The sequence below is a fragment of the Streptomyces sp. NPDC002643 genome, from assembly GCF_053592555.1.
In genome coordinates, this window is record NZ_JBSFVY010000001.1 from 299362 (window position 1) to 321552 (window position 22191).

Below are 22191 nucleotides of genomic sequence, written 5' to 3' on the forward strand. Positions count from 1 at the left end.
CACCACCGGGGCGGTTGTGAGGCGCCCGCACACCACCGGGGCGGTTGTGAGGCGCCCGCACACCACCGGGGTGGTTGTGAGGCGCCCGCACACCACCGGGGTGGTTGTGAGGCGCCCGCACACCACCGGGGTGGTTGTGAGGCGCCCGACGCACCACCCGGGCGGTTATAGGGCGCCCGCACACCACCGGTGGGGTTGTCAGGCACCCTTGGGCGCCCCCTGGCTCAGTTCACCCCCGTGTTCGGTGGTGCCAGTACGACCAGGGGTGTGCCTGCCTCCACCTGGGTTCCCGGCCGCGTCAGGATCTGCTGGACCACGCCGTTCATCGGGGCATGGATACGTGACTCCATCTTCATGGCCTCCAAGGTCAGTAGGGGTTGGCCCGTTGTGACCTCGTCGTCCGGTTGGACATGCAGTTGCCAGACCGAGGCTGTGAACTCGGCTTCCAGCAGGTGGCCGCCCGGAGGGATCGTCAGCTCTGTGCGTGGGGGCGGGGGCTCGGGGGTGGGGTCCTGGCGGGTGAACTCGCCGGCGGACTCCCATGCGGAGCGTTCCGTGGCGAAGGCCGCCTGTTGGCGGGTCCTGAACTCGGTGATCGCGGCGGCGTTGGCGGTGAGGAAGTGTTCGTACTCGGCCAGCGAGAAGACGCCCTCCTCGATGCGGGGGACGAAGCGACCGGAGGTGATGTCGGCCCGTAGGGTCATCAGTTCGTCGGCGGTCACCTCGTACCACTTGATGCGGTCGAAGAAGCGGAGCAGCCAGGGGGCGCCCGGGGCGAAGGCGCCGCGTTGTTGCCAGGGGGACCAGACCTGGGTGGTGCGGCCCACGAACTGGTAGCCGCCGGGGCCCTCCATGCCGTACACGCAGAGGTACGCGCCGCCGATGCCGACCGAGTTCTCGGCGGTCCAGGTGCGGGCCGGGTTGTACTTGGTGGTGACGAGGCGGTGGCGGGGGTCCAGCGGGGTGGCCACGGGGGCGCCGAGGTAGACGTCGCCGAGGCCGAGGACCAGGTACTCCGCGGCGAAGACCGTGTCGTAGACGTCCGCGACGGAGTCCAGGCCGTTGACGCGGCGGATGAACTCGATGTTCCACGGGCACCAGGGCGCGTCGTCGCGGACGCCCGCCATATAGCGGGCGATGGCCTCGCGGGTGGCCGGGTCGTCCCAGGAGAGGGGGAGGTGGATCGTGCGGGAGGGGACGGTCAGTTCGGTTGTCGGGGGGAGCGTGGTGACGATTTCCCGCACCGTGGTGAGGAGTTCGGGTGGGGGGAGGGCCGTCGGGTTCGTCTGGATCTGGAGGGAGCGGATGCCGGGGGTGAGGTCGGTGACTCCTGGGAGGGCCGCCTCGGTCAGCGCCTCCATCAGGGCGTGGACGCGCATCCGCAGGGCCAGGTCCAGTCGCATGGGACCGAATTCGACCAGCAGGTTGTCGTCGCCGCTGCGGCGGTAGGTGATGTCGCCGTCGCGGGCCAGGACGCCGCCGTCGACGATGGCGGGGCGGGGCGAGCCGTCGTCCGCGACCGGGAGGAAGCGGACCGTGTCGCCGGGGCGGAGTTGGCCCAGTTTCCAGCGGTCGCGCGTCGGTACCGTCGCCGGGCAGACGAAGCCGCCGAGGGAGGGCCCGTCGGGGCCCAGCAGGACCGGCATGTCGCCGGTGTAGTCGACCGCGCCGACGGAGTACGGGGTGTCATGGATGTTGGACGGGTGCAGACCCGCCTCGCCGCCGTCGGCGCGGGCCCAGCGGGGCTTCGGGCCGATCAGGCGTACGCCCGTGCGGGCCGAGTTGAAGTGGACCTTCCAGTCGGCCGCGTAGAACTCGTGGATGTCGTCCTCGGTGAAGAACTCCGGTGCCGCGTGCGGGCCTTCGAGGGCGGTGATCTGCCAGGAGGAGGTGAAGGAGGGGCGATCGGGTGGTGGTACGGGGCTGCCGTCGGCCGTGGCTCCGCCGTGCAGGACATCGCCCGTCGCTCCGCCGTGCAGGACGTCGCCCGTGCGCAGGGCCCGCCCGCCGTGGCCGCCGAAGCGGCCCAGGGTGAAGGTGGCCGCGCTGCCGAGAAAGGGCGGGACGTCCAGGCCGCCGCCGGCGAAGAGGACGTACGTGCGCAGGCCGTGTTCGGCGGGGGTGCCGATGGCCACCACGGCTCCGGCGGGGATCGTGACCGGCCGCCATTGGTCGATCGGTGAGCCGTTCACCGTCACGGCGGCGGGGGCGCCCGTCACACAGACCGTCGTGGGGTGGCTGAAGCGCAGGGTCGGGCCCTGGAGGGTGCACTCCAGGCCCGGTGCGCCCTCCGGGTTGCCGAGGGCCCTGTTGCCGAGGCGGAACGAGAGGTCGTCCATGGGGCCGCACGGCGGGACCCCGACCTGCCAGTGGCCGGTGCGGCCCGGCCAGTCCTGCACGGTGGTGAGAGTGCCGCCCGAGACGACCTCGATACGCGGGGTCGGGTCGGTGACCGTGGCGAGGGTGGCCGTCGTGTGGGCGACCCGGGTGAAGTCCCGGCGGGTGAGGGCCGCCCGGACCAGGCCCAGGTTGGTCTCGATGCCGTCGATCCGGGTCGCCGCCAGGGCCTCGGCCAGCCTGCGCAGGGCGTGCGCGCGGTCGGGGCCGTAGGCGACGACCTTGGCGAGCAGCGGGTCGTACGACGTCGTGACCTCGGTGCCGGTCTCCACCCAGCCGTCCACACGGACGCCCGGCGCGAACTCGACCCGCGTCAACAGGCCCGCGCTCGGCCGGTGTTCACGCACCGGGTCCTCGGCGTAGAGGCGGGCCTCGACGGCGTGGCCGCGCGGTGCGCCCGGGTCGCGTACGACGTCCGGGTCGCCGAGGGCCAGGCGCAGCATCCAGGCGACCAGGTCGACGCCGTGGATCTCCTCGGTGACCGGGTGCTCCACCTGGAGCCGGGTGTTGACCTCCAGGAAGTACGCCTCCTCGCGGGCCGGGTCGTACACGAACTCGACGGTTCCGGCGGAGCGGTAGCCGACCGAGGCGCACAGGTCGCGGGCGGCGGTGGCCAGTCGCTCGCGCACATGGGCGGGGAGGCCGGGGGCGGGGGCCTCCTCGACGACCTTCTGGTTGCGGCGCTGGAGGGTGCAGTCACGGTCGCCGAAGGTGACCACGCGGCCCTCGCCGTCGCCGAAGACCTGTACCTCGACATGGCGGGCGCGTTCGATGAGGCGTTCGAGGTAGACGCCGGATGAGGCCGCCGAGGAGAAGGAGGCGGCGGCCGCGCGGTGCACCGGGTCCCAGGCGGCGGTGAGTTCGGCGGCGGAGCGGCAGGGCGACATACCGATACCGCCTCCGCCGCCGGTGGCCTTCAGCATCACCGGGTAGCCGATCGCCCGGGCCTGGACGAGGGCCTCGTCGAGGGAGGCCAGCAGGGCGGTGCCGGGCAGGAGCGGGACACCCGCCGCCTCGGCCGCCTCCCGGGCCCGGTGCTTGGCGCCGAACAGCTCCAGGTGCTCGGGGGTCGGGCCCACGAACACGATGTCGGCGTCCGCGCAGCGCCGGGCGAAGGCCGCGTCCTCGGAGAGAAAGCCGTAGCCGGGGTGGATCGCGCCCGCGCCGGTGTCCTTGGCCGCCTTCAGGATCGCGTCGGCGTCGAGGTACGACTCCTTCGCGGGCGCGGGGCCCAGCCGTACCGCGTGGTCGGCGAGCCGGACATGGGCCGCCGCGCGGTCGGCGTCGGAGTACACGGCGACCGTGCGCAGGCCCAGTTCGCGGGCGGTACGGATGACGCGAACGGCGATCTCGCCCCGGTTGGCGATCAGCAGGGTGTCGAAGCTCATACGGGGGCTCCGGGGGCCGGTGTGATCGTCATCTGGACGGCCGTGGGCTCGAAGCCGTTGCAAGGGTTGTTGATCTGGGGGCAGTTGGACACCAGGACCAGGACGTCGCGCTCGGCGCGCAGGGTCAGGGAGAGGCCGGGGGCGGAGATGCCGTCGACGATGCCGAGGGTGCCGTCCTTCTCGACGGGGACGTTCATGTACCAGTTGATGTTCGAGACGAGGTCGCGTTTGCCGAGGCCGTGCAGGGCGCCCTCCGCGAGGAAGTTGTCCACGCAGGCGTGCTGCGACCAGGTGTGGTGGCCGTACCGGAGGGTGTTCGACTCCTTCGAGCAGGCACCGCCGACCGTGTCGTGGCGGCCCACCTCGTCGGCGACCACCGCCATCAGCGGGGTGTGCTCGTTCGACATCAGCACGCTGCCGGTGGTCAGGAAGATGCCGCCCTGGGCCTGGATGGTGTCGGGCGCGCTGTAGCGGACGGAGGTGTCGTGGGCGTCGTAGACGAGGAAGTCGACGGCCTGGTTGCCATGGAGGTCGGCGATGGTGAGGGTCTCACCGGCCCGGACGACGGACGACCAGGGGGCGCGGGCGGGAACGACGGCAGAACGGGGGGTGAGGGCGGGGACGGCGGTCGAACGAGGGCCGGAACCGCTGCCCGGCACCGAGGAACGCGGCGTGGTGCTCATGCGATCCCCCTCGCCGCGAGGAACTCGGCGGTGTTGAGGAAGGCGCGGTGGCCCTCGGGGGCGGCGTTCCAGAGCGGGTCGGTGGGGCGGGTCGGCTCGGCACGCCAGGCGAGCACCTCCAGAGCGGTGCTGACGTAGTCGGGGCGCGGATCGACCGGATGCGGCACATTGGCGATCAGTACGGTCACGTCCTGCTCGGCGCGCAGAGTCACGCTGCCGCCGGGGCCGGTGGAGCCGATGAAGTCGAGGGTGCCGTCGTCCCGTACCTCCACGCCCTGGAAGAAGGAGAGCGAGGGCGGCAGATCGCGGGGGGCGAGCCCGTTCTTGGCGGCGGCCAGCTTGAACAGTTCGCGTCCGGCGGGGGAGGGGGACTGCGGGGTGCCGTCGCCGTAGCGCGCGGTGTTGCGGACGAGCGTGGACGTACCGCACAGGGCGTCGTGCCGCCCCGAGGTGTCCGCGACGACCGAGGCCAGCACCCGGCCCTGGTCGGACAGCAGCAGCACGCCCTCGCCGAGGTAGGCGTTCCACTGCACCTTCACCGTGTCGGCGATGTTCAGCCGCTCCCAGGGGCGATCCGCGGCGTACAGCAACACATGTGCACAGGCGTCGCCGTGCGGATCGGTCAGCCGCAGCTCCGTTCCACGGCCCAGTACTCGGTGCGTGTAGTTCCCGCCCGCAACGGTCTCCGCCCATACCAATAGTTCGGCCTCACAGGGCGGCGAGGGCCAGTCGCTCGCCGGCACCACGGGCATCGCCTCGGCGTGCGAGCCCTCCTGCGCGCGAGCGTGATCACGTGCTCCGTACGTCGTAGATGTCGCCATCGAGGGACCTCCGGCTACGGCTGGCTACAGGGTTTGATTTCTGTCGCCCGACAGAAACTAGGGGCGGGCCGGGTCGACGTCATATCGCGTGCGTTTCCCGGCAGTTACGACCACTCGTTACCGATACCTCAGGAGCGGCGAGGGGGTAAGGGGGTGCCCCATGGCTCGGGGCCGCGCCCCCTCCCGCGCCCGGCCATACACTCACAGGCATGGGAACCAGCGGCGCGGCCGACCGCAGAGTCGGCAGACCCCGGGCCGAGCGGCGCCCGGCCTCCGGCCTGTCCCCCCGTGACGAACTCCTCGACGCCGCCGCCGAGTTGTTCACCACCCACGGCTACGCCGCCACCAGCACCCGTGTTCTCGCCGAGCGCGCCGGTATGCGCCAGGCGTCCATGTACCACTACGTCGGCGGCAAGGAGGAACTCCTCGCCGAGCTGCTGGAGTCCACGGTCACCCCGTCCCTCGCGTACGCCCGTGTGCTCCTCGCCCAGGACGCCATCCCGGCCGAGTCCCGACTGCGGGAACTGTGCCGCGCCGACGTGGAGTTGCTCTGCGCCGGCCCGCACAACCTCGGCGGTCTGTACCTCCTCCCGGAGGTCCGCACCGAACGCTTCGCCGGCTTCCACGCCGTACGCGCCGAACTCAAGGACGCCTACCGCCAGTTGATCGCGGCGACGGCCGTGGGCGCCGCGCTGGCCAAGACCGAGCTGGACCTCCGTACGGATCTCGTCTTCGGTCTGATCGAGGGGGTGATCCTCGTCCACCGCTCGGACCCGGACCGCCCCGTCTCCGCGTTCACCGAGGCCACCGCCGACGCCGCGCTCCGTATCGTCGGGATCTGAGGCACCCTCTCCCGCCGCTGGTTCACCCTGTCAAGTCCCGCTTTTGGAACGGCCGTTCGTGACTACGGACTGCGTTCGAACGGCGACCCAGAGTGTAAATCACCAGAGCGTACTCCAGTCGCGAGGGTGATTTCAGGCGGTTGCTGAATATGACACAGCGATGATCCGGTCGGACTAAGCTCGCCCGCAGCGCACCGAGTTGAGGCGAATTCGTGCGCTTGTTCCCAAAAATTACCGAAGATCCAGTTTGATTCGCGGGGAAACCGCAGCACGTCACGCAGGTCCCGCGAGTCCCCCGACCTTCAGCCGAACTGTCTAGAGGGCATACATGGTGAGTGTTCAGAAGCCTCCCGGTGGCCGTGAACTTCCCTACGCGCGCGTACTGTTGCCGCCGGCGATACTGATGGCCGCGGCGACCGGGACCGCCGTCCCCCTGGTGACGGGGTCGGCCCGGCTCGCCGTCGGCTTGTGCGGAGCCATCGCGACGCTCGCGGTGATCGCGGTGGCGGTCACCACAGTGCGCCGCGGCCGTCGCGCGGTCCATGAGCTGCGCCGGGAGCAGGAGCGGCGAACCGCCGCGCTGGAACAGCGGATCGCCGCCCACGACGAGGAGTTCACCCGTCTCGCCAAGGAGATCCTGCCCGCCGCGCTCTACCGATTGGAGGCCGGAGAATCCCCCACAGAGGTGATTCGTCACGTCCTCGACGGTGACGCGGAATGGTGTGAGATCCCCGACGCCCAGCGTGAGGTCGTGCGCGCCGTGCTCGACGTCATCGACCGCGAGACCGCCCTGCGCGACTCCTCCCAGCGCTCCTTCGTCAACATCGCCCGACGCGTCCAGGCGATCGTCCACCAGCAGAACAACGAACTCCGGGAGATGGAGGAGGACCACGGGCGCAACCCCGAGGTCTTCGACGACCTCCTGCGCATCGACCACGGCACCGCGCTGATCGGCCGGCTCGCCGACTCCATCGCCGTCCTCGGCGGCAGCCGCCCCGGCCGTGTCTGGCCCAAGCCGGTCCCGCTCTACAGCTGTCTGCGCGGCGCGATGTCCCGCATCCTGGAGTACCGCCGGATCGAGCTGCACTCGATCGCGAAGGTCAACGTGGGCGGCGTCTCCGTCGAGCCGGTCATCCACGCCTGCGCCGAGCTGATGGACAACGCCACCCGCTACTCGCCGCCGCACACCAAGGTGCACGTCACCGCCGTCGAGGTGCAGACCGGTATCGCCATCGAGATCGAGGACGGCGGCGTCAGCCTCAGCGAGGAGTCCCGCGCCAAGGTCGAGAAGATGCTCGCCGACGCCCAGCGCGGCGTCGACATCCAGGACCTCGGCGTCAGCCCACGCCTCGGTCTGTCCGTTGTCGGCCGCCTGTCGACCATGTACAACATGCATGTCGCCCTCAGGCAGTCCGCCTATGGCGGCGTCCGGGCCGTGATCGTCGTCCCGCGCGACATGCTCACCGACGAGCCCGCACCCGGCTTCGCCCACGGCATCGGAGCCGCCTCCGTACCGACCCTGGACACCGGCGGTGTCGAGGGCCCCAAGCGCAAGGCCAAGCGTCGCCGCCCCACCACCGGACCGCGGGTCCCGAGCTCCGCGGAGGACATGGGCGAGGGCTACGACGATGACGACGTCCCCATCGTCACCGAGTGGACCGCCAACGGCCTGCCACAGCGCCGCAGCCGGATGAAGATCCCGCTCAGCCAGGAGTACGCCGAGGCCGCCGCCGCGGAAGCCGCCGCCGAGGCCGCCATCGCCGCCGCGCCGGTGTGGCAGCCCGAGCCCGAGCCCAAGAAGGAGGAGCAGCGGCCCGGCATGTGGGTCGAGGCGTTCATGGCCGGACTCAAGCGCGACCCCGACCGCGATGCCTTCACCAGCAACCCGGACGACCCCACGGCGTCCACCGCGAACAACGAGCCGGCCCGCAGCGAGGCCGACGACGAGGGGGACCTCAAGTGATCCAGCAGCGAGCCAACTTCGACTGGATGCTCAAGGATCTGGCCGACGGCGTACCCGGTATCCAGCAGATCGTCGTGCTCTCCGCCGACGGCCTCAGGATCGCCCGTCACGGCGGCGACCCGGACGCCGCCGACCGGGTCGCCGCCGCCTGCGCCGGACTGCAGAGCCTCGCCGCCGCCGTCGCCGGTGAGATCCCGCACAGCGACGGCCAGATGAAGATGGTCATCATCGAGATCAACGGCGGCTACTTCTATCTGATGGCTGCCGGACCCAACGCCTATCTCGCGGTCCTCGCCAACGTGATCGCGGAACCCGGCCTGATGAGCAACCGCATGAGCGACCTCGTCGCCCGTATCGGCGCCCATCTCACCAGTCCGCCGCGGCGGAACGGACAGACCGTATGAGGCCTCCGCAACGCCGGCGGCGTCAACCGAAGGTGGAGCCGCCGCCCCCACCGGTCCAGGAGACCGACCAGGAGGGCAACGGCGATCGCCCTCCCGAGCGGCTCTACATCCTGACCGGCGAGGACGGCGAGCGGGCCCCGATCGACCTCGTCACGTTAATCGTGGCGCGCGCCGAGGCGCCGCCCTCCGCCGCTCCGGAGCAGTCGGCACTGCTCCGGATCTGTCAGGCCCCCCTGTCCGTGGCCGAGATCTCGGCCTATCTCAACCTGCCGATCAGCGTGGTGACCGTCCTGCTCACCGAGTTGTTGACGGCCGAACTGGTACAGGCACGCGCCCCGGTCGTCCGGCAGGCGCGGGCAGACCGTTCCCTCCTCGAAGCGGTGATGCATGGACTTCAAAAGCTCTGACACCATCACGGGTCCACGGACCGAGGACCATCTGCCGCACACCGCGCAGGCCGCCGCGAAGATCGTCATCGTCGGTGGCTTCGGGGTCGGCAAGACGACCATGGTGGGCTCCGTCAGCGAGATCAAACCGCTGACGACCGAGGAGACCATGACCCAGGCCGGCGTCGGGGTCGACGACAACTTCGGCTCCAAGTCCAAGACGGCCACCACCGTGGCCATGGATTTCGGCCGCATCAGCATCACGGAACAACTGGTGCTCTATCTGTTCGGCACCCCCGGCCAGGAGCGCTTCTGGTTCCTGTGGAACGGCCTGTTCGAGGGAGCCCTCGGCGCGGTCGTCCTGGTCGACACCCGTCGCCTGGAGGTCAGCTTCGACGTCATGGGCCGCCTGGAGGAACGCAGGGTTCCGTTCGTCGTGGCGATCAACGACTTCCCGGACGCCCCCCGCTACCCGGTCGAGGAACTCCGCCAGGCGCTCGACCTCCCCGAGGAGATCCCCATCATCCGCTGCGACGCCCGCCGCCGGGCCTCCAGCCGAGACGTCCTGATGACCCTCATGCGCTTCCTGCACTCCCTGACGACCAGGACGGGGGCCTCGGCATGAGCGCCGCACCCTCCCGGCACACCCCGGCCCGGAACACCCCAGACAACGGACCACTTCCATTCGGAGCGATCAATCGTGACGCCTGAATCCCACTCCCCGACCGCCACGGACGACCCCTCGATCGGTCCGCCCCCCGGCTGCCCCGCACACGGCCTCGGCCCCGGCGGGGTGCGCCGGCTCTACGGCCCCGAGGCGGAGGACCTGGGAGCCGTGTACGAGAAACTCCGCGCCGAGCACGGTCCGGTGGCCCCCGCGCTGCTCCACGAGGACGTGCCCATCTGGGTGGTGCTCGGGCACAGCGAGAACATGCACATGGTGTGCAGCCCCTCGCAGTACTGCAAGGACAGCCGGCAGTGGACCCCCATGCTGGACGGCACGGTCAAACCCGACCACCCCCTGATGCCGCTCTTCGCCCACCAGCCCATCGCCAGCCACACCGAGGGCGACGATCATCTGAGGCTGCGCGGCGCGGTCACCGGCGCCATGTCGACCATCGACTACCGGGGCATCCGCCGCTACATCAACCGCGCGACCCAGCACCTCGTCAACCAGTTCTGCGAGGAAGGCCGCGCCGAACTGGTCAGCCAGTTCGCCGAGCATCTGCCGATGGCGGTGATGTGCGAGATCCTCGGTATGCCCGAGGAGTACGGCGACCGGATCGTGCACGCCGCCCGCGACATGCTCAAGGGCACCGAGACCGCCATCGCCAGCAACGCCTACATCATGGACGCCCTGATGCGGCTCACCGCCCGCCGCCGGGCCGAGCCCCAGGAGGACTTCACCAGCCATCTCATCAACCACCCGGCGCGGCTCACCGACGAGGAGGTCGGCCAGCACCTCCGGCTCATCCTGATCGTCGCCTACGAGAGCACAGCCAACCTCCTCGCCAATGTGCTGCGCGTGGTGCTCACCGACCCGGGCTTCCGAGCCCACCTGAACGGCGGCCAGATGACCGTGCCCGAGGCGGTGGAGCAGTCCCTGTGGGACGAGCCGCCGTTCAGCGCCGTCTTCGCCTATATCGCCAAGCAGGACACCGAGTTGGGCGGCCAGCGCATCCACAAGGGCGACGGACTCCTCCTCGGCATGGCACCGGGCAACGTCGATCCGCGTGTCCGCCCCGACCTCAAGGCCAATATGCAGGGCAACCGCTCCCATCTCGCGTTCGGCGGCGGACCCCATGAGTGCCCGGGCCAGGACATCGGCCGCGCCATCGCCGACGTCGGCGTCGAGGCGCTGCTCAACCGTGTCCCGGACATCCGACTCGCCTGCCCGGAGAGCGAGTTGCGCTGGCGGGCGTCCGTGTCGAGCCGGCATCTGGTGGAACTGCCGGTGAAGTTCGCGCCGAAGACACCGCAGGAGGTCATGGAGCGGCCCGCCGTCAAGCGGGTGCCGCCGCAGCGCCCGATTCCCCGGCGGGCCGCCGCGGAGCAGCCCCGGCCGACGGCTCCGGACACCACCGCCCCGGCCGACGAGGCGGCATCGACGCCGGCAGCCGAACCGGCCGGCCGAGCGGGCGTGTTCCGGCGCCTTCTGCGCTGGTGGCGCGGCGACTGAGCCGCCCGGCACCGGGCCCTGGGGGTTACCTGGGCCCTGGAGGGGGGCTATCTGGGCCCTGAGGCCATGCCGCCCCGGGGCCGCCCCGCCCAGTCCTCGTACGACGACCAGGCCCGTAGCTCCCGCGGGCTGACGAAGCGGTGCTCGCGCCCCGTGACCGGATCTGTGAACTCCAGTACCCGCGCCAGCAGTTGGAGCGGACGCCGGAAGTCTCCGATCGGCACGGGGGCGGCGACCGTCGGATAGAGGGGGTCGCCGAGGATCGGCACCCCCAACGCGCTCATGTGCACCCTCAGCTGGTGCGTCTGCCCGGTACTCGGCAGCAGCCGGTACCGGGCACGCCCGTGCCCGTGCTCCATCAACTCGACCCGGCTGACCGCGTTGGGCTCGCCCTCGACCTCACGGGCCGCCATGACCCCGCGTTCCTTGACGATCCGGCTGCGCACGGTCCGGGGCAGGACCAGCGAGGGGTCGTACGGCGCCACGGCCTCGTACTCCTTCGCCACCCGCTTGTCACGGAACAGCGACTGGTACGCGCCCCGCTCCTCGGGCCGTACGGTGAACAGCACCACCCCGGCCGTCAGCCGGTCCAGCCGGTGGGCCGCGCCCAGCGTCGGTATGCCCAGCTGTCTGCGCAGCCGGGCCAGGGCCGTCTCGGTGACATGGCTGCCGCGCGGGACGGTGGCCAGGAAGTGCGGCTTGTCGGCCACCACCACATGCTCGTCCCGGTAGAGGATGTCGACCTCGAAGGGCACGCGCTCCTCGTCGGGCAGCTCCCGGTGGAACCACACGAACATACCCGGCGCGTACGCCATGTCCCGCGGCACCGGACGCCCGGCCGCGTCCACGATCCGCCCCGTGTCGAGCATGGCGTCGATCACCCCGGCCCCGGCCGCGAGCCGCGCCACGAGGTGATCCCGTACGGTCGCCCACGCGTCGTCGGCCGGCAGGCGTACCCGCACCGCGTCGACCCCGTCGCGCTGCGGCAGGGGAGAGGGAGGGGGCGGGGTACGGCGTCTCATCGCGATCGAGCATAAGCGCCCGTCGGCCCGGACCCGCCGCCCTCCCGCTCCCCGGTTGCCGTATCCGCTACCGTCCCGCTCCCCGATTGCCGTACCCGCTGCCCGGCCTCCTCCGTTCCGGATCGGTTTACGCGACCGCCGTGGCCGCGGCGTGGCGGTCCCCGCAGTGGGGGCAGACGCCGGTGGCGGTCGTGTACGGCGCGTCGACGTGCGTCCGGTCATGGGTGGGACCGTGCGGTCCTGTCCTGGGGGTGGGGCGTCCCGCGCGATGGTTGTGCCGTCCGGTGAGGGTGTGCCATTCCAGGTTGCCCCGCATCCAGTGCCGCAGTCCGGTGAGGTAGCGGGCCAGTTCGGGTGAGGCGTCGCGCGCTATGTCGGGTTCCAGACGCAGATAGGTGCGCATGAGACGGTCGTGGATCTCGCCGGTCGCGCACATGCTCCGTTCGAGAGACCAGCCGTGGCGTGCGGAGAGCACGGTGGGCAGGCTGTGGCTGCCGATGTCGGCGCTTTCCTTGGCGGCCGAGTACAGGTCGTTCACCAGCATGATCATCAATGAGGCGGCGAGCGACAGGGACCGGACGACGGGCTCTTCCCAGTCACTGGCGGGCAGTTCGTAGCCGCCGACGACATCGATCAGGGCCAGACAGGCCATGGCCCCGTTGTACTTGCGATGCGCCAGGTACTCCGCGGGGTCGGGAGCGTGCCCGGCGATGCGCCAGCTGTTCTCCGCCGCCATCGCCAGGAACGTGGCGATCGTCTCGTGGCGCAGCCGGCCCACCTGCGTCGGCGTACCCAGGCGGGTGAGGTGCTCCGCGGTCTCGCGCAGCGCGCACGCCACCGGGTCACCGCCGACGAAGCCGTCGATCGAGGGGCAGTCGGGCAGCCGGGAGCCGTTCTCCAGCGCGGTCATCGAGGCCGCGAGCCGTGAGGCGCTGGTGGAGAGGCGGACGCCTTCTATCCCTTCGTCGCAATAGTGATCGTCCGCTGCGAACAGGGCGGTCATGTTGCGGGCAGCGAGCATCAGGTGATCGTGGTCGACCGCGTCGGGGTGCGTCATGGCCGCGAAGGTGCCGAACCGGTATCCGTTCAGCTCGCTCCGCTGCCCCGGGAAGAGGCCCAGGCTCAGCGACCAAGCGACGATCTCCTCATCCGCCCTGCGAGCCGCCGTCTCGTCGTATGTGACCGGAAAAGGGCACAACACACTCGGCACTGACAAATCCCGCATGGAGGTGTCGCTATTCATGCTTCTTATGGTGCGATGCCTTTGACGCTTCGGGGAATGGCTGGTTCTGGCCACAATGGCGGCGGTTCCCCAGCCTTTCCCCTCACAGCAGCATCCGCCGCCCCTTTTTGTTGGATCTCGTGTGCGATTCGGACGGGGATGGCCGACTTTGAGCGCGGCCGCCGTTTCGATGACGCGGCGGCCTGGTGACGGGGGTGCCGGCGAAGTCGCCCGGCCGGATCGGTCGATCGTCGGCCGGTCGGGGGAAGTCGCGGGGGGTGTCTGACCGAAAGTGATCGGGGGCCCGTGCGACCGGGGCCGCGATGACGCGGGTTTATTGGCGCAATCGATGTATGTCCGCGGGTCGGCTTCGGCCAGCGCGGAAAAATAGCTGCCCGTGTCATTGCCAAAACGCATATGCCGATGAAGGGGGGAGTCGGGTCGGGATCAGCCGGCCGAGCGCACGCGCAGCGCGCGCGTCAGCCGGAAAAGAACTCCTAGTCCCACTGTGACCAGCAGAAACAGAACGGTGAACCACTGGAAGTACCAATGGCCGCCCGTCGGGTCGTAGACCTCCGGGCGGGGCCAGGCCAGGTTGACGGTCATGAAGAGGCCGTAGAGGAGGGCGAGGGCGTTGACCGGGGTGCCCCAGCGGCCGAGGGTGAACAGGGGCCTGCCGGTCTCGTCCGTGCCGGCGGTGGGGAAGGCGCCCTTGAGACGGCGCAGCAGCAAGGGGCCGGTGACCATCGCGTAGGCCAGGTACAGCATCACGATGCAGGTGGTGCCGATGGCGAGGAACGCGTCCGGGGACGCGAAGTTGAGCAGCAGCAGGGCGGCGGCGAGGACGCCCACGACCAGGGCGGGGGCGGTCGGCATACCGGTGCGCGGGTTGACCTTGGCGAGCCGCCCGGCGAGGGGGAGTTCACCGTCCCGGGCCATGGAGAAGAGCATGCGGCAGGCCGAGGTCTGGATGGCGAGCGTGGCCACGGTGATCGCCACCACCACATCGGCCAGCAGCAGTCGGCCCACGCCGTCGCCCAGGCTGCTCGTCAGGACGTAACTCAGGCCCTCCACACCCAGTTTCCCGTCGGTGAGGCTGGGCGCGGCGAGCAGCCCGCCGAGGACGATCAGCCCGCCGAGCAGACCGGCCGCACCGAGCGCCAGCAGAATCGTGCGCGGAGCGGTACGGCGCGGCCTGCGCGTCTCCTCGCTCATCTCCCCCGCGCTGTCGAAGCCGATCATCACGTACGCCGCCATGAACGAACCCACCAGCAGCGCGCCGAGCAGCCCGCTCCCGCCGCCCTGCGCCATGTGGAAGGTGATGCCGGGCGAGCGCTCGGCATGGGTCAGCAGCAGGACGATGATCAGGACGGCGCCGATGATCTCCGCGGTCACACCGACCCGGTTGACCAGGGACAGCACCCGGTTGTCGAGGACGTTCACCACGGTGGTGAGCATCAGCAGGATCACACCCAGGACGGCCGCGTTCGCGGCTCCGTCGGCACTCGTCGGCGCCGGATCGCTGCCGACGATCTGGAAGCCCGACCAGATCGCGGGAAGCACGATCTGCAGCGCGAGCGCCGCCGCCGCGACCACCACGATCTGCCCGATCACCATGATCCAGCCCGCGAACCAGCCGAAGGTGAGGTTCGTCAGCCGCAGTGACCACTGATAGATCGCGCCCGAGATCGGATAGCGCGCGGCCAGCTCCGCGAAGCACGCGGCCACCGCCACCTGGCCGATCAGCACGGCAGGCCAGGTCCAGAAGAAGACCGGGCCGCCGAACGCGTATCCGAAGGCGAAGAACTGGAAGACGGTCGTCAGTACGGAGATGAAGGAGAAACCGGCCGCGAACGAGGCGTACCGGCTCAGACTGCGATGCAGCTCCTGCCGATAGCCGAACGCGGTCAGGGAGCGGTCGTCGGAGGAGTCCGGGGGTTCCGGGCGCACTTCGGGGGTGGTGCTCGTCATGGCGGCGACCTGCTTTCGCGGAAGCGGTGCGAGCGAGGGAGGCGGTGTGGGTGCGTCACACCATTGAGTCACACGACCATGTCATGCTCGCGTCCAACTCCTCACGCCTCTGGGAGAGGGTGTACTACGGCTGTGATGAACGACCCGAACGACCCGAACGACCCGAACGGCTCATCGGAGCACCACCAACTGCTGCCGGGGGACGAGCACTCGGCGGTGATCCTGCACGCCCCCCACGGCTCCCGCGCGATCCCGGCCCCCGTACGGGCCGGCCTGCTGCTCGACGCCGCCGCGCTGGCACGGGAGTTGGACCACATCACCGACGCGCACACCGACCGAATCGCCGAACACGCCGCCGACCGGTCGGCCGTCCGGCCCTGGCGCTTCGTGAACCGGCTCTCCCGTCTGGTCGTCGACCCGGAGCGATTCCCCGACGAGCGGGAGGAGATGCTCGCCGTCGGCATGGGCGCGGTCTACACCCGCACCACCCATCGCGAGCCCCTGCGCCCCGACGACCACGACGGCGGACCGCTGCTCGGCCGCTACTTCCACCCGTACGCCGCCGCCATGACCGACGCCGTCACCCACCGGCTGGACACCACGGGCCGGGCCGTCGTCATCGACGTCCACTCGTATCCGGCGAAGCCCCTGCCCTACGAACTCCACGGCGACGGCCCCCGTCCACCCGTCTGCCTGGGCACCGACCCCTTCCACACACCGCCCGAACTGCTCGCGGCGGCCGAGGAGGCGTTCGCCGGCTTCGGCGGCACCGGGGTCGACAGCCCTTTCTCGGGGGCGTATGTACCGCTGAAGTACTACGGGCACGACCGGAGGGTGAGCGCCCTGATGATCGAGATCCGCCGGGATACGTACATGACCGAGCCGGGCGGGCCCGCCGGGCCGGGCCTGGTGGCACTCGGCGCGGCCCTCGCCCGGCTCGTCGACTCGGCCGGGGCGGTAATCAACCCCCTTTGACCCAGGGTCAGGCCGTGGCCGGTACGCCCTCCTGCTCGGCCTCCACGCGGGCGTTCCACTCCTGCTTCGACGCCTGCCAGCCGTCCTCGTCATGGCCGAGGCGCCAGTAGCCGGAGACGGAGAGGTCCTCGCGCGGGACCTGGCGTTCGACGCGCAGCATCCGGCGCAGCTCCTTCACGAAGCCCGCCTCGCCATGGACGAAGGCGTGCAGCCGGCCCTCGGGGAACTCCAGCGCGCGTACGGCCTCGACGAGCACCGAGCCGACGGGACGCTGCCCGCGGTGCAGCCAGACGACCTCCACATCGGAGTCGATCTTCTGCTCCTCGGCAGGCCCGGAGACCTCGACGATCGCATGGACCCGGGCCCCGTCGGGCAGGGCCTCCAGGGAGGCGCCGATCGCGGGCAGCGCGCTCTCGTCACCGACGAGCAGATGCCAGTCGGCCCGCGGATTGGGCGCGTACGCACCGCCCGGCCCCATCAGCCGGACCAGCTCGCCCGGCTGGACCCGGGTGGCCCACGGTCCCGCGAGGCCCTCGTCGCCGTGCAGCACGAAGTCGATGGTCATCTCGCGCAGCTCGGGGTCCCAGGCCCGCACGGTGTACGTCCGGGTCACCGGCCAGTGCTCACGAGGGAACTCGGCACGAATCCGCTCCAGGTCGAACGGCTCCGGGTAGGTCACGCCCTCGGCGCCGAAGAGGAGCTTGACGTAGTGGTCGGTGCTGCCGCGTGTGCTGAACTCGGCGAGGCCGTCGCCGCCGAGGACGACGCGCTGCATATGAGGGGTGAGCCGCTCGGTGCGGACGACTCGCGCGGAGTGGGGCTTCGGGGTCCTGCGTACCGGACGCTCTGCCATGACGGCCTCCCAAATACCTAGCTAAGGCTTACCTAAGTTATCATCTCCCCCGGATTTGACACCCACGCTCGCGACGCGAACGCAACTTCGCGATGTGAATCACGCCTCACGGCCCTCACCACAGAGTGTCACCACACCCCCCGGGCGTACGCCCCCGCCCACCCCTGGAACGACGCGCCCACCCCGGCGACGCCGTGTCCCGTCCTACCCCTGCAACGTCGTGAGCAGCCGCCGCAACGATCCGCCGAGCCCCCAGCGCGCCCCCAGCGCCTCCAGCGCGGCCGGGTCCCGGGGCGCCCTCGGCAGCGCGGTGTCGACCTCCGGCAGCGGTACGTCGCCGGCGACCCGTACGACCTTGGGCGCGACCTCGACGTAAGGGCGTGCCTCCTCCAGTCGTCTGCGCTGGGTCGGGGTGAGCCTGGCCTTCGGGTCCGCGACCGCGGCCATGATCCCGGCCAGGTCGCCGAACTGGTCCAGCAGCTTCGCGGCCGTCTTCTCGCCGATGCCGGGCACCCCCGGCAGACCGTCGCTCGGGTCGCCGCGCAGCAGCGCCAGATCCGCGTATCCGGAGCCGACCACCCCGTACTTCTCGCGCAGCCACGCCTCGTCGGTGATCTGCAGCGTGCCGACGCCCTTCAGCGGGTACAGCACCCGCACCCCGCGCCCGTCGTCGACCAGCTGGTACAGATCGCGGTCGCCGGTGACGATGTCGACCGGGTCCTTCGCGAGAGCGGTGAACGTGCCGATCACATCGTCCGCCTCGTACCCGGGGACGCCCACGCGCGCGATCCCGAGCGCGTCCAGCACCTCCTCGATCACCGGCACCTGAGGCGACAGGGTGTCCGGCACCACCTCCTCGTCCGGCCCTGCCTCGTGCTCCTCGGCGACGCGGTGCGCCTTGTAGGAGGGGATGAGGTCGACCCGCCACTGCGGCCGCCAGTCGGCGTCCATACAGGCGACCAGATCGGTCGGCCGGTGGTCCTTCACCAGTCGGTCGATGAAGTCCAGCAGCCCCCGCACGGCGTTCACCGGGCTGCCGTCCGGAGCCTTCACGGAATCCGGTACCCCGAAGTACGCCCGGAAGTACAGCGAGGCGGTGTCAAGAAGCATCAGACGTCGTTCCACGCCCCGCATCATGCCGCACACCGCCACCCCCGCACCCGGACGAGCCCACGGACACGACCCGTCGCACTTCACCGAGGGGCGGCGGCCCCGACGGGCGCGGCGCCCCGCGGTCACACACGCGACGCGTTGTCGGACGGACGTACGACAAAGATCCGGACAACCCCGTACAGCACCCACCCACCCTCACCCACGTCCCCGCCGGCCCACCCGAACTCACCGGCCACCACCAGGAATCCCGCCTCACCGACGCCCAACTCCAGCCCCCGCTCACCGACTTCACCACCCGCGACAACACCCCCGGCAAGCCGCTCACCCCCACCCCGGCGGCCCCCGCCGTTGGCGCAATCCGTGACACCGGCCCCCTCCCACGCTTACGGGGATGTGACGGGCGCATGAAACGGTTTGCCGAACATGCGTAGGGTGCAGAGAACTCATCAGGAGAACGCACTCGGGGGACGCCTCGGGGAGCCTTCGGGAGACGTCCTCGGGGGCGTCCTCGGAAGAGGCACTCCGCCGGGTCGCCGAACGCGTACCGAACGTGTACCGAAGACGCGTACCGAACGTGTCACCGAATGAGTGCCGACCGACCGCACATCCGTAATCGACGAGCGAAGGAGGGAGCCGGAGCTATGGGCGACCACAAAGAGCAGCCCCTTCGGGTGGGCGCGGCCGTGCGGCGGCGACGCCGGGCGCTGGAGCTCACCCTCTCCGCCGTGGCCGAGCGCAGCGGCCTGTCGGTGCCTTTCCTGAGTCAGGTCGAGAACGAACGGGCCCGCCCCAGCAAGCCCTCCCTGGAACGCATCGCCGACGCCCTCGGCACCACCGCCGTGGAACTCCTCGCCGCCGCCGACCCGGCGTGCAGCGTGGACGTCGTACGCGCCGACGACGACGGTCTGGCCCCCTCCTCCCGAAGGACCGCCCCGGACCAGGGCGACCCCTCGCCGTCCCGCGCCCGCTCCCTGGTGCGCGGCCACCACCAACTGCACGCCATGGAGTTCACCGGCGACCACGACGAGGGCCGCGAGGTCCAGCACCGCAACGACGAGCTGATGTACGTCGTCGAGGGCGCCGTCGAGGTCGAGGCCGAGGGACGCGCGCACCGCCTCGGCCGCGGTGACACGTTGTACATGTCCGGTGGCGTACGGCACCGCTGGCGGGCCACCGTGCCCGACACCCGCGTGATCGTGGTGTCCGTCGCCGACCACATCGAGGCGCTGGAGGACCGGCACCGGCAGGGCGGGTGAGGCGATGGGCACGCGTGTCGTCTCCCTCGTCCCCTCGCTGACCGAGGCGGTGGCCGTCTCCCTGCCCGGCGCGCTGGTCGGTGCCACCGACTGGTGCGCCCACCCGGGTGATCTCGACGTCGTCCGTGTCGGCGGCACCAAGAACCCCCGGGTCGACACCATCGTGGCTCTCGCCCCCGACCTGGTGGTCGCCAACGAGGAGGAGAACCGCGAGCCCGACCTCACCGCCCTCAGGGACGCGGGCATCGAGGTCCTGCTCACCGAGGTACGCGGCGTCCCACAGGCCTTCACCGAACTGGACCGGGTCCTGCGGGCGTGCGGCGCACGCTCCCGCCCGCGCTGGCTGGACGAGGCCGAGTCCACCTGGTCGTCCCTGCCGGCCCCGGAGCGTCGTACGACCGCCGTCGTGCCCATCTGGCGGCGGCCCTGGATGGTCGTCGGCCGCGACACCTTCGCCGGTGACGTCCTCGCCCGGCTCGGCGTCGACAACCTGTACGCCGAGCACGCGGAGCGATACCCGCGCGTCCCCGTCGAGGAGGTACGGGCGGCGGGCCCCGAGGTCGTCGTACTGCCCGACGAGCCGTACCGCTTCACCGCCGACGACGGGCCCGAGGCGTTCCCCGGACTGCCGTGCGCCCTCGTGAGCGGACGCCAACTCACGTGGTACGGACCGTCGTTGGCGCAGGCTCCGCGAGCGCTGGGCGCAGCGCTGCGGGCGGCCAACCGCTGACCGGACCGGTCCTGGTGGAGTGCGGTGGGCATGGGGCGGCCCTCTCGTCGGGCTGGACGGGCCCCACCAGGGAGTTCGCTTGTCCGGGGGCATAAGCTGGGGTTATGAGTGAGAGCGAGGGGCGGGGTGGGCTGACCCATCGGGTGCCGGATCTGGGGGCGCTCGAACTGCTGCTGGCCGTCGCGCGGCTGGGTTCGCTCGGGCGGGCCGCGCGGGAGCTGGGGATCACTCAGCCGGCCGCCAGCAGCCGGATTCGTTCGATGGAGCGGCAACTGGGCGTGGCCCTGGTGGACCGTTCGCCGCGCGGCTCCCGGCTCACGGACGCGGGCGCGCTCGTCACGGACTGGGCGCGGCGGATCGTGGAGGCGGCGGAGGCGTTCGACGCGGGGGCGCAGGCGCTGCGGGACCGGCGGGACTCACGGCTCAGGGTCGCGGCGAGCATGACCATCGCCGAGTATCTGCTGCCGGGGTGGCTCATCGCGCTACGGGCCGAGCGGCCCGACACGGCCGTCTCCCTTCTCGCCGGGAACTCGACGGTCGTGGCGGAGCGGTTGTTGGCGGACGAGGCGGATCTGGGCTTCGTCGAGGGGCCGACGGTGCCGGCCGGGCTCGACGCGGCCGTCATCGCCCATGACCATCTGATCGTGGTGACGGCGCCGGGGCATCCCTGGGCGCGTCGCCGCAAGCCGCTGGGCGCGAGGGAGCTGGCCTCGACGCCGTTGATCCTTCGGGAGAAGGGTTCCGGGACGCGGCAGGTTCTGGAGACGGCGCTGGGGGGTCTGGCGCGGCCGTTGATCGAGTTGTCGTCGACGACGGCGGTGAAGTCGTCCGCGTTGAGTGGGGCGGGGCCGGCTGTCTTGTCCGAGCTGGCCCTTGGTGAAGAGCTTTCCTCGCGGCGGTTGATCCGGGTGCCGGTGGAGGGGGTGCGGTTGCGGCGGGCGTTGCGGGCGGTTTGGCCGACGGGGCATCGGCCTGCTGGGCCTGCGCGGGATTTGCTGGGGCTCACTCGGGGGGCGGCCGTCGGGGGGTGACGGGGGGTTTCGCCCCCGCCGCCCCTACCCTCCCCCACTCTCGGCTTCGTTCGAGCGGGGGGGGACCCCCCATCGTCCCCCAGGGGCTGCGCCCCTGGAACCCCGCCCGCGTGAGAGCTCGGGAGGGTGGGTTGTCGGGCGGGTGCGGGTTCGTTGTGGTTGTTCGCGCCCACGCGGCGGAGCCGCATATCGAAACAGCCCCGCGCCCCTGAAGGCGGGGGCTGCGCCCCGCCTTCATCGGTCGCCGTCTTCAGCTAGCCGCACTCCTTGGTGAGAGCCCGCATAACGCGTAGGTCCTCGTCCATCTCCGGGTGCCACTGGACGCCCAGCACCCAAGCGGGGCCGGGGAGTTCGATGGCCTCGACCGTGCCGTCGTCCGAGGCGTGGGCCGAGGCGATCAGGCCCTTGCCGAGGCGGTCGACCGCCTGGTGGTGGTACGTCGGTACGGCCGTCTCCTCGGGGGCGATCTCCGCGTACCGGGTTCCCGGCACCGGCTTGACCGGGTGGTGGCCGAAGACGCCGACCTCGGTGACGTGGCCGTCGAGGTGCTGGACGAGCGTGCCGCCCAGGGCCACGTTCAGGAGCTGCATGCCCCGGCATATGCCCAGCAGGGGGGTGTCGGAGTCGAGGGCCGCCTTGATCAGGGCCAGCTCCCAGGCGTCCCGCGCCGGCGCCGGCGGTCCCGTGCGTGGGGAGCGCTCGGCGCCGTAGCGGGACGGGTCGACATCGGGGCCGCCCGCGATCACCAGACCGTCCAGTCGGGCGACGGTCTCGGCGGCGTACGACGGGTCGTCCGGCGGCAGCATCGCGGCGAGGCCGCCCGACGCCTGCACCAGCCGGGGGTACCCGACCGGCAGCAGCGCGGCCTCCAGCTCCCACACCCCCCAGCGCGCGCCGGACTCCAGATACGTACTGACACCGATCAGTGGCCTGGCCACCACGTTGCTCCCTTCTC

At 71.1% G+C, this 22191-nt stretch carries 19 protein-coding genes; 10 read left to right on the forward strand and 9 right to left on the reverse strand.

Translation table 11 applies throughout. From position 1 onward, the window contains the following. Positions 1-224 precede the first annotated feature (224 nt). The 3 genes from ACWD4G_RS01300 to ACWD4G_RS01310 are packed head-to-tail and all read right to left on the reverse strand — an operon-like array spanning position 225 to position 5289. Positions 225-3785: a 5-oxoprolinase/urea amidolyase family protein gene (locus ACWD4G_RS01300; protein ID WP_451290007.1), complete on the reverse strand. Its 3561-nt coding sequence runs from the start codon at positions 3783-3785 to the stop codon at positions 225-227. After that, the gene (locus tag ACWD4G_RS01305) at positions 3782-4468 is read right to left on the reverse strand and encodes an urea amidolyase associated protein UAAP2 (RefSeq protein WP_451290008.1); all 687 of its coding nucleotides are present in this window, start codon (positions 4466-4468) and stop codon (positions 3782-3784) included. The genes ACWD4G_RS01300 and ACWD4G_RS01305 overlap by 4 nt, the downstream gene beginning before the upstream one ends. After that, positions 4465-5289, reverse strand: coding sequence for an urea amidolyase associated protein UAAP1 (locus ACWD4G_RS01310; RefSeq protein ID WP_451290010.1), 825 nt, complete (start codon positions 5287-5289; stop codon positions 4465-4467). The genes ACWD4G_RS01305 and ACWD4G_RS01310 overlap by 4 nt, the downstream gene beginning before the upstream one ends. Positions 5290-5498: 209 nt before the next feature. On the opposite strand from ACWD4G_RS01310, the gene ACWD4G_RS01315 reads away from it, so the two are divergent. The 6 genes from ACWD4G_RS01315 (at position 5499) to ACWD4G_RS01340 (ending at position 11063) form a co-directional block, all read left to right on the forward strand. After that, positions 5499-6131 (forward strand): TetR/AcrR family transcriptional regulator, encoded by a 633-nt coding sequence (locus tag ACWD4G_RS01315; RefSeq protein ID WP_451290011.1) that lies wholly within the window; start codon positions 5499-5501, stop codon positions 6129-6131. A 328-nt stretch (positions 6132-6459) separates the two neighbouring features. Further along, entirely contained in the window at positions 6460-8094 is a 1635-nt protein-coding gene (locus ACWD4G_RS01320; RefSeq protein WP_451290012.1) for an ATP-binding protein, read from the forward strand. Further along, positions 8091-8498, forward strand: coding sequence for a roadblock/LC7 domain-containing protein (locus ACWD4G_RS01325; protein WP_451290013.1), 408 nt, complete (start codon positions 8091-8093; stop codon positions 8496-8498). Before ACWD4G_RS01320 ends, ACWD4G_RS01325 begins: the two co-directional genes overlap by 4 nt. Next, positions 8495-8905: a DUF742 domain-containing protein gene (locus tag ACWD4G_RS01330; RefSeq protein ID WP_451290014.1), complete on the forward strand. Its 411-nt coding sequence runs from the start codon at positions 8495-8497 to the stop codon at positions 8903-8905. The genes ACWD4G_RS01325 and ACWD4G_RS01330 overlap by 4 nt, the downstream gene beginning before the upstream one ends. Next, positions 8886-9509, forward strand: a complete 624-nt coding sequence (locus ACWD4G_RS01335) for a GTP-binding protein (protein ID WP_451290015.1) — start codon at positions 8886-8888, stop codon at positions 9507-9509. Before ACWD4G_RS01330 ends, ACWD4G_RS01335 begins: the two co-directional genes overlap by 20 nt. A gap of 75 nt (positions 9510-9584) precedes the next feature. Then, positions 9585-11063: a cytochrome P450 gene (locus ACWD4G_RS01340; RefSeq protein WP_451290016.1), complete on the forward strand. Its 1479-nt coding sequence runs from the start codon at positions 9585-9587 to the stop codon at positions 11061-11063. A 47-nt stretch (positions 11064-11110) separates the two neighbouring features. Here ACWD4G_RS01340 and ACWD4G_RS01345 read toward each other — a convergent pair whose 3' ends face one another. The 3 genes from ACWD4G_RS01345 to ACWD4G_RS01355 form a co-directional block, all read right to left on the reverse strand. Continuing rightward, a complete protein-coding gene (locus ACWD4G_RS01345) occupies positions 11111-12085 on the reverse strand; it encodes an RluA family pseudouridine synthase (protein WP_451290017.1) in 975 nt (324 codons plus the stop codon). A gap of 127 nt (positions 12086-12212) precedes the next feature. Beyond that, positions 12213-13328 (reverse strand): terpene synthase family protein, encoded by a 1116-nt coding sequence (locus ACWD4G_RS01350; RefSeq protein ID WP_451290018.1) that lies wholly within the window; start codon positions 13326-13328, stop codon positions 12213-12215. 426 nt (positions 13329-13754) lie between these two features. Then, positions 13755-15278, reverse strand: coding sequence for an amino acid permease (locus ACWD4G_RS01355; protein ID WP_451290019.1), 1524 nt, complete (start codon positions 15276-15278; stop codon positions 13755-13757). A 135-nt stretch (positions 15279-15413) separates the two neighbouring features. On the opposite strand from ACWD4G_RS01355, the gene ACWD4G_RS01360 reads away from it, so the two are divergent. Continuing rightward, positions 15414-16253: an N-formylglutamate amidohydrolase gene (locus tag ACWD4G_RS01360; RefSeq protein WP_451290020.1), complete on the forward strand. Its 840-nt coding sequence runs from the start codon at positions 15414-15416 to the stop codon at positions 16251-16253. 7 nt (positions 16254-16260) lie between these two features. Here the strand turns inward: ACWD4G_RS01360 and ACWD4G_RS01365 are convergent, their stop codons facing one another. Together ACWD4G_RS01365 and ACWD4G_RS01370 are read right to left on the reverse strand one after the other, a co-directional pair. Continuing rightward, positions 16261-17106, reverse strand: coding sequence for a siderophore-interacting protein (locus tag ACWD4G_RS01365; protein ID WP_451290021.1), 846 nt, complete (start codon positions 17104-17106; stop codon positions 16261-16263). Positions 17107-17310: 204 nt separating this feature from the next. Continuing rightward, complete coding sequence (locus ACWD4G_RS01370) at positions 17311-18240, reverse strand: 5'-3' exonuclease (RefSeq protein ID WP_451290274.1); 930 nt, start codon at positions 18238-18240, stop codon at positions 17311-17313. Between the two features lie 620 nt (positions 18241-18860). Here ACWD4G_RS01370 and ACWD4G_RS01375 point away from each other — a divergent pair. The 3 genes from ACWD4G_RS01375 to ACWD4G_RS01385 all read left to right on the forward strand — a co-directional run bounded on the left by ACWD4G_RS01375 (position 18861) and on the right by ACWD4G_RS01385 (position 21236). Further along, a complete protein-coding gene (locus ACWD4G_RS01375; protein ID WP_451290022.1) occupies positions 18861-19475 on the forward strand; it encodes a helix-turn-helix domain-containing protein in 615 nt (204 codons plus the stop codon). Between the two features lie 4 nt (positions 19476-19479). Beyond that, positions 19480-20205 carry a helical backbone metal receptor gene (locus tag ACWD4G_RS01380; RefSeq protein WP_451290023.1) on the forward strand — a complete coding sequence of 242 codons (726 nt, stop codon included), beginning with the start codon at positions 19480-19482 and terminating at the stop codon, positions 20203-20205. Between the two features lie 104 nt (positions 20206-20309). Next, positions 20310-21236: a LysR family transcriptional regulator gene (locus ACWD4G_RS01385; protein WP_451290024.1), complete on the forward strand. Its 927-nt coding sequence runs from the start codon at positions 20310-20312 to the stop codon at positions 21234-21236. Between the two features lie 254 nt (positions 21237-21490). On the opposite strand, the gene ACWD4G_RS01390 is transcribed toward ACWD4G_RS01385, so the two are convergent. After that, positions 21491-22174: a gamma-glutamyl-gamma-aminobutyrate hydrolase family protein gene (locus tag ACWD4G_RS01390; protein WP_451290025.1), complete on the reverse strand. Its 684-nt coding sequence runs from the start codon at positions 22172-22174 to the stop codon at positions 21491-21493. Between the last annotated feature and the right edge of the window lie 17 nt (positions 22175-22191).